Below are 7241 nucleotides of genomic sequence, written 5' to 3'. Positions count from 1 at the left end.
GTCAGGGAAGGCGAGTAGAACTGGAACTGGTCGCCCCCGTTGGATTTGGCCTTGTACATCGCCATGTCTGCCCAGTTGATCAGGTCGCTGGCAAAGCGGGTGTCGGCGGGGAACAGGCTGATCCCCACGCTGGCGCCCAGACGGTGCTCATGGGAGCCATCGATGAACGGCTCCCTGAAGCCCCTGATCAGGCGCTCCGCCAGCAGCGAGGCAGCATGGGCCAGCTCCTCGGCCGCGGCCTGCTGCCGGTCCGGGTTATCCGCACCGGTCACTTCGCCATGGATCAGGAACACGAACTCGTCGCCACCCAGGCGGGCGACGAAGTCCTCGCCCCGGGCAATCTGGGTCAACCGCCCGGCCACCAGCTTCAGCAAACGGTCCCCCACCGCGTGGCCCAGACTGTCATTGATGCGCTTGAAGCCATCCAGATCCACGAACAGCAGGGCGGCGCAGCGCTGGTGCCGTTCCGCTTCCGAATCCAGCTTGGCCAGCTCCTCCTTGACGTACTGCCGGTTGGGCAGCTCGGTGAGGGAGTCCCGATAGGCCCGGCGCTGGGCCAGCGCCCGCTGCTCCTCGAGCCGCTGCCGGGTGGTCAGGGCAGACAGGCCATGGGCCAGGTTGTCCGCCAGTTTCTGTAGCAGGCCAATCTCGTCATCCCGGAAAGCCGTTGCCTGGGAGGAATAGATAACCAGCACCCCGTGATGACCATTGTCCAGGAACAGAGGTATGGCCAACAGTGCCTCTGCCGCCAGCGTGCGGGCAAAGGGGCAGTGACGGGTATCCGGGCCCTTGAGCAGGATCGCCCGGCGCTGGCGGATGGCCTTGAGCGCGGTCGCCACCATGGCGGAGTCCGATGCCGACGGACTGGTCACCCACTGTGGCGGATCAATCTGGTCACCCCCTCGAACCGCCTTGATATCCAGGGTGTCGGACCCGTCAGGCGACTCCCAGCCCACCCAGGCCAGAAGATAGCCCTTCGGGTCCACCACGCTGGCAAGCACCTGTTCGAGCAGCTCCTGCCGCTCGGATGCGTGAATCACTGCGTCATTGCAGGCCGCCAGGATCCGATAGGCGCGATCGATGCGGTGCAACCGGTGTTCCGACGCCAGGTAGCGCTCGTGCTGGCTTTTGGACAGTTGCCGCAGACGGTTGAGGTTGCGCAACCGGGCCAGCAGTTCGGCACTAAGTACCGGCGTGAACACCACGTCGTCCACTTCCTCACCCAGCATGTGGCGGGTTCGGCCCAGCTGGCCTTCCCGCAACATCAGAAGCACCGGTACCAGCGTCGGCGCTTGGCTTCGGCGCAAGGTCTGCAGCCGCTCGCGCTCCTGGCGAAGGCGATTGAAATCGACGATCACCAGGTCAACCTCGTCCGGCGGCTGATCGTCATCGTCCGGGTCCAGCAACCGGTGGTGGGGCAGAGCCTCGGTGAGGACCCGTCGGTTGCCTGGATGACTCACCATCAACAGTATGTTTGCCATTGTGTCCCTGCTTGGCGTTGTCGAGCTTGCGTGAGGGAGCCACCGGGACGACTGGACTCTCCGGAGCCCGGGTGGAACCGGTCTGACCCCTACCCGCACGCTCGATCCTGATTCGCCAGTGTCGTTAAGTTTTATATTGAATACTTGTTTTTGTGCGCACCGCAATTATCGGCGGAGATCCCATGCGGCAAGACTTTGTACGCAATCCAGACTGCTCGCCTTGAGCAGCGTTCACTTTAAGACCGACTTCACATCACTGTTTCAATGCACCCTCCATCAATCTGGCACAGGGTGGCGGACAGTTCAACGTAAGTCGGCACCGGCAAGCGCGGGCCGAGCCGGGCATTGGCTCAAATCCCCCGTTTAAACGTACACTTGGAATAACCGCCGGCAAGCCCTGCGGCGACCGAATCGACTCTCCTAGAAGGACCTGCCCTTGACCCTCACCACACCTGCGCTGCTGTTTCCCGCCATTTCCCTGCTTCTGCTGGCCTACACCAACCGGTTCGTGGTGCTGGCCCAGCTGATTCGCCGGCTCAAGGAAATGGAGGGGGAGAAAGACCACGAGATTGTCGCCCGTCAGATTCACATGTTGCGCAAGCGCATCCTGCTGACCAAGCGCATGCAGGCAGCGGGCGTGCTGAGTTTCTTTGGCTGCACCCTGTCGATGTTCGCGCTGTTTCTGGGCTGGCAGACGTTCGGCGTGGTGTGCTTCGGGGTCAGCCTGTTGCTGCTGTCGCTGTCGCTGCTTTACTCGCTGTGGGAAATTGTCCTGTCCACCGACGCCATCAATGTGGAACTGGAGGATTTCGAGGAGCGGCGCCAGTCAAAATGATTTCGGGCGAGGTTGGCAGCCATAAAAAACCGCGACGGCGTCGCGGTTTTTTATCAGGCTTTTGGAGTGATCAGGACAGCTCATCCAAGGATTCTTCGATGATCTTGAGACCCTCTTCCAGCACCTCGTCCTCGATGGTGACCGGCATCAGGAAGCGGATGGAGTTGGCGTACATGCCACAGCTCAGCAGGATCAGGCCCTTTTCCTTGCACTTCTTCGTGAGCGCAGCCGCCAGATCGGCCCGGGGCTCCCGACTGTCCTTGTCCTTGACGAACTCGAAGGCAGCCATCGGCCCCAGGTTGCGGACGTTGTCAAGGAACGCGTACTTTTCCTGCCACTGATGGAACCGCTTCTTCAGTGTCTCCCCCAGAGCCTGGCTGCGGGACAGAATATCCTCTTCCTCGAAGGCCTGGATCGCTGCCAGCGCCGCCGCACAGGAAACCGGGCTGCCTGTGTAGGTGCCGCCCAGAGAATTGGGACCGGAGGCGTCCATGTGCTTGTCGGTGCCCACAATGGCGGAGATCGGCATGCCATCGGCCATGCTCTTGGCCATGGTCATCATGTCCGGCTCAACACCACTGTGCTCGATGGCAAACATCTTGCCGGTGCGGCCGAAGCCACTCTGGACCTCGTCGCAGATCATCAGCATGCCGTGCTCGTCGCAGATGTCGCGGATGGCTTTCAGGAAGCTGGCGGGCGCCGGGTAGAAACCACCCTCACCCAGCACCGGCTCGATCACCACCGCTGCAGTGTCCTTGGGGTTGGCGTCGGTCTTGAGCGCCATTTTCAGGCCCCGCAGCGCCTCGTCCTCGCTGACACCGTGGTAGGGCACCGGATAGGGAGCGCGGAAAACCGTACCGGGCATGGGCCCGAAATCGGTCTGGTAGGGATTGACCTTGCCGTTCATCGCCATGGTCATGAACGTACGACCGTGATAGCCGCCGTCAAAGCAGATGACGTTGGTTCGGCCGGTGGCAGCGCGGGCGATCTTGACCGCGTTTTCCAGCGCCTCGGCGCCGGAATTGGCCAGCATCACCTTGGCATGACCCCGCACCGGGACGATGTGGCTGAGCTTCTCCGCCAGCTTGACATAGCCCTCGTAGGGCATGACCGTCTGACAGGTGTGCATGACCTTGTCGAGCTGGGCCTTGACCGCCTCCACCACCTTGGGATGACGATGGCCCAGGTTGAGAACACCGATACCGCCGGCGAAATCGATCATCCGCTTGCCGTCCGCGTCCCACACCTCGGCATTCTTGGCGTAATCGGCGAACTGCTCATTGGGGCTGGCTGCACCAGCAGCGACGTAGCGCTCTTTCAGTGCCTGCAACTCTTTGTTGCTCATCCTGTCCTCCATTGGTACGGCGTCACAAATTAGAAAACTAGTATGGCGCTTCGCGACCTGATTTTCCAATGACCGCCTTCCCCGGGACCCCGGCGCATCATCGGCGGAAACGGGTTTCCAGCACCACGGCCGAGTTGGTGCGCTCCACCCCGTCCAGGTTGCCGATGTCGTCCAGCACCGCGCTCAGCTCCTCCAGGGACTGGGCCTGCACGATCGCCAGCAGGTCGTATTCACCGCTCACCGAATACAGCTGGGCGACCTGGCTGATGCGCTCCAGCGCCGTGTTGGTTCGCGCGGTGAGCTTCTGGATCACCTTGATGGAGACATGGGCCTCCACCTGATTGGCGGCGTAATCGCCACCCAGCACCACGGTATAGCCCCGGATGATGCCGTTGGCCTCCAGCCGCTGCAGGCGGTTCTGCACCGTGGTCCTGGACAGATTCAGGGCCCGGGCCAGGTCGGAAACGCTGGCGCGGGCGTTCTGGCGCAGCAACATCAGCAGGCGCCGGTCCTGGGAATTGATCACTGTGCTCATTTATCTGGTCACTTTAACCATTTTCGTTTACGGATAGGTCACTTCACAGCTGCATATTGACAGCCAGGACCCGGAAAATACAGTCATGCCCGGCAACCACAGCACCGCAGCGGAGCTTGCTATGTTCATCAGACCCATCACCAGCCAGGATCTGCCCATTCTCGAGCGGATGGCCCAGGAGTCCGGCCCCGGCTTTACCTCCCTGGCGGGCGATCGCGACGCGCTGGCCCGCCGCATCGCGCGCTCCGAGGCAAGCTTCCGGCGCCCGGTCAGCAGCCCCGGAGATGAGGGCTACCTGTTCGTGCTGGAGGATCATCAAACCGGCGACATCATGGGGGTGACAGGCATCGAGGCCGCAGTGGGCCGGCAGCAGCCGCTCTATCACTTCCAGCGCCAGCCGGCCCTGGCAGACCGGCCCGGCCTGCGGCAGGAGGTGTTGACCGCAAGCCGGGCCTACACCGGCTGTTCGGAAATCTGCACCCTGTTTCTGCGGCCGCAGTTTCGCCGCCAGAATGCCGGCAAACTGTTGTCCCGGGTGCGTTTCCTGTTCATGGCCCAGCACCCGCAACGATTTGCCGAACGGGTGATTGCCGAAATGCGGGGGGTCAACGAGGCCGGCCGCTCACCCTTCTGGGACTGGCTGCGGCCGCGGTTCATCGATCTGGACTTCGAGACCGTCACCCGCCGGATGGGCGCGGGCGACTGCCGTTTCGTCACTGAGCACCTGCCCACCGGCCCCCTGCCCATCCGGTCGATGCCGGCATCGGCCCGGGCGGTGATCGGCCAGGTCCACCCCCGGACCCGGCCGGCCCTGCGCCTGCTGGAGGATGAGAACTTCCGCCACACCGGCTTTGTCGATCTGTTCGACGCCGGCCCAACGGTAGAGGCAAGGCTGGCGCAGATCCGCAGCGTGGCGGAGTCGACCCCCTGTTGGGTCCGCACCAGCAGTGCGGGACGCCCGGGCCTGGCCCGCATCGGCCAGACTCCGTCCCCGACGCTTTACGCCGTCTGCAACAGCCGCTGCGATGGCTTCCGGGCCCTGGTCACCGATGAAGCGACTTACCTGCCGGGCGCCAACCTGCTACAACTACCCCAGGCGCTGGCGGATCGCCTGCAAGTGGAGGACGGCGGCACCGCCCGGGTCGTGCCGCTGGCCGCCACCCGACAGGCGCCGTGGCAACCGCAGCGGCTGCACCCAAACGACCAGGCAGAGGAGGTCAGGCATGCATTCCGATAGGCACACACTGTTCGAGGCACTCTGGCGGAACTACCTGGAGGTGACCCCCTCCGCCCAGAAGATTCGCGCGATCCTGGGGGAAACCCAGGGCCAGACCATCATCAACGACCACATTGCCCTGCGCACCTTCAACCTGGGCAAGGTCAACCTGGACAAGCTGGCCGAGCACTTTCTGACCCTGGGCTACCGCCAGGGCGGCGAGTACCACTTCGAGGCAAAGAAGCTCTACGCCCGGCATTTCGAGCACACCGACCCCTCCGCGCCCAAGGTCTTCATCTCCGAACTGCTGGTGGAGGAGTTCTCCGACGCCCTCCAGACCGTTGTTCAAGGCCTGGTGGAGCAGGTGCCCCAGAGCGCGGTCACGGCGGATGACTTCCTCTACTCCGGCACCCACTGGCAGGTGGATTACGACACTTACCAGCAACTGCTGGCAGAAAGTGAATACGCCGCCTGGATGGCGGCCTGGGGCTTCCGGGCCAACCACTTCACGGTCAGCGTCAACGCCCTGGAGAATTTCGACAGCATCTCGGAGGTCAACCGGGTCCTTAAGGAGCATGGCTTTGCCATCAACAGCTCCGGCGGCGAAATCAAGGGCTCGCCGGATGACCTGCTGGAGCAGTCCTCCACCATGGCGGACCGGGTGGAGGTGCGATTTGCCGACCGCACCGCCACCATTCCAAGCTGCTTCTACGAGTTCGCCCTGCGCTACCCCCAGGCCAACGGCGAGCTCTACAGCGGCTTCGTGCCCGCCTCCGCCGACAAGATCTTCGAGAGTACCCACGCCGGACGATAGCGTCCGCGCCTCTGCCAGTCCGATGCCACCGGCGGTCCTGATGTTGAAATCCGCCGGTGGCACTCCCACAGATCCTTCAGGACGTTGAAAGAATTCCCGGCGACAGGAGGCCCCATGCTTAACGTCAATGCCGAAATCGTATGCCGTCTGGTCGAGCTGGCACAGGCCATTCATGTGCAGGAGCCGGTCAGCATTCCCGAACCGCCCAACAGCCCCGCCGACGACTGGGCCCAGCAGATGCTGGCGGACCACGCCGACAATCCCAGCACCGATGAGTTCCGGGAACTGGTCAAGGACCTTGAGCCGGACCAGCAGCAGGAAGTGGTGGCCCTGCTGTGGCTGGGCCGGGGAGACTTCACCCTGGAGGAATGGAACGCCGCGATCGCCGAGGCCCAGGAGCGCTGGTCCCCGGAAACCGCCGATTACCTGCTGATCCACCCGATGCTGGCGGACCACCTGTTGGCGGGCCTCGACCTGCACGGGCACAGTTGCCAGGACAGCAACTTTCTCAGCCCGCGCTAGCGTCAATCAGCGGGCCTGCGCTCAAAAGCCATGGCCCACCAGGCCCAGCACACCCATGACAATCAGATAGCCGGCCACGATGTAGTTGAGCAGCCGGGGAAAGGCCAGAATGGCGATGCCGGAAATCAGGGAAATCAGCGGCGCAAGTTCCAGATGCAGGGTCATGGTGTCCTCCTTCGGTATCGTGACATGGGCCGGCCACTCGGGTTTTGCGCCGGCCATAGCACTATTCCTGCGGTCGAGGCCGCCAGTATCAACCATTGACCCGGTAACAGGCAGGCGCCTCCCTTCGCCGCGGCCACAAAAACGGGTATGTTTGAACCATTCCCAGTGACGTAAGGCTGCTTCAGGACGTGACCGACTCCACCGCCCAGAACTCGCCGGACCCGGCCGACAATGGCCCCAGCCCGATCCTGGCGGGTCCTTTGCTGCGCCATGTGACAGCCAGCCGACTGGCGCTTTGGCTGGTCCTGCGCAAGCCCTGCCGCCTGCG

The 7241-nt window shown here is 63.3% G+C and carries 8 protein-coding genes; 4 read left to right on the top strand and 4 right to left on the bottom strand.

Annotated features, from left to right (window positions below):
* The coding region (locus R3280_RS15170) for a diguanylate cyclase domain-containing protein (protein WP_318999453.1) at window positions 1-1481 on the bottom strand (1481 nt) is incomplete at its 3' end.
* 436 nt (window positions 1482-1917) lie between these two features.
* Between R3280_RS15170 and R3280_RS15165 the strand changes: the two genes are divergently transcribed.
* Complete coding sequence (locus R3280_RS15165) at window positions 1918-2316, top strand: DUF2721 domain-containing protein (RefSeq protein ID WP_318999452.1); 399 nt, start codon at window positions 1918-1920, stop codon at window positions 2314-2316.
* 70 nt (window positions 2317-2386) lie between these two features.
* On the opposite strand, the gene gabT is transcribed toward R3280_RS15165, so the two are convergent.
* Both gabT and R3280_RS15155 read right to left on the bottom strand, forming a co-directional pair.
* Entirely contained in the window at window positions 2387-3661 is a 1275-nt protein-coding gene (gabT, locus tag R3280_RS15160; RefSeq protein WP_318999451.1) for a 4-aminobutyrate--2-oxoglutarate transaminase, read from the bottom strand.
* 97 nt (window positions 3662-3758) lie between these two features.
* Window positions 3759-4187: an Lrp/AsnC family transcriptional regulator gene (locus tag R3280_RS15155; RefSeq protein WP_318999454.1), complete on the bottom strand. Its 429-nt coding sequence runs from the start codon at window positions 4185-4187 to the stop codon at window positions 3759-3761.
* A gap of 130 nt (window positions 4188-4317) precedes the next feature.
* Here R3280_RS15155 and R3280_RS15150 point away from each other — a divergent pair, with 130 nt between their 5' ends.
* The 3 genes from R3280_RS15150 to R3280_RS15140 all read left to right on the top strand — a co-directional run bounded on the left by R3280_RS15150 (window position 4318) and on the right by R3280_RS15140 (window position 6748).
* Window positions 4318-5433: an arginine N-succinyltransferase gene (locus tag R3280_RS15150; protein WP_318999450.1), complete on the top strand. Its 1116-nt coding sequence runs from the start codon at window positions 4318-4320 to the stop codon at window positions 5431-5433.
* Window positions 5420-6226 carry a DUF1338 domain-containing protein gene (locus R3280_RS15145; RefSeq protein ID WP_318999449.1) on the top strand — a complete coding sequence of 269 codons (807 nt, stop codon included), beginning with the start codon at window positions 5420-5422 and terminating at the stop codon, window positions 6224-6226. Before R3280_RS15150 ends, R3280_RS15145 begins: the two co-directional genes overlap by 14 nt.
* 114 nt (window positions 6227-6340) lie before the next feature.
* A complete protein-coding gene (locus R3280_RS15140) occupies window positions 6341-6748 on the top strand; it encodes a DUF3775 domain-containing protein (protein WP_318999448.1) in 408 nt (135 codons plus the stop codon).
* Window positions 6749-6769: 21 nt separating this feature from the next.
* On the opposite strand, the gene R3280_RS15135 is transcribed toward R3280_RS15140, so the two are convergent.
* Complete coding sequence (locus tag R3280_RS15135; protein ID WP_318999447.1) at window positions 6770-6970, bottom strand: DUF3096 domain-containing protein; 201 nt, start codon at window positions 6968-6970, stop codon at window positions 6770-6772.
* Window positions 6971-7241: the final 271 nt, after the last annotated feature.

Origin of the sequence: Marinobacter sp. (assembly GCF_033722195.1) — a bacterium.
In the GTDB taxonomy this organism is placed as follows: Bacteria; Pseudomonadota; Gammaproteobacteria; order Pseudomonadales; family Oleiphilaceae; genus Marinobacter.
Note: the sequence above shows the minus strand (reverse complement) of the source record. Positions and strands in the feature narration are given on the sequence as shown.

Excerpts from the sequence above, each read along its gene's own strand:
- gabT (WP_318999451.1), bottom strand. The coding sequence starts at position 3,661 with ATGAGCAACAAAGAGTTGCAGGCACTGAAAGAGCGCTACGTCGCTGCT.
- R3280_RS15140 (WP_318999448.1), top strand. The coding sequence starts at position 6,341 with ATGCTTAACGTCAATGCCGAAATCGTATGCCGTCTGGTCGAGCTGGCA.
- R3280_RS15145 (WP_318999449.1), top strand. The coding sequence starts at position 5,420 with ATGCATTCCGATAGGCACACACTGTTCGAGGCACTCTGGCGGAACTAC.
- R3280_RS15150 (WP_318999450.1), top strand. The coding sequence starts at position 4,318 with ATGTTCATCAGACCCATCACCAGCCAGGATCTGCCCATTCTCGAGCGG.
- R3280_RS15135 (WP_318999447.1), bottom strand. The coding sequence starts at position 6,970 with ATGGCCGGCGCAAAACCCGAGTGGCCGGCCCATGTCACGATACCGAAG.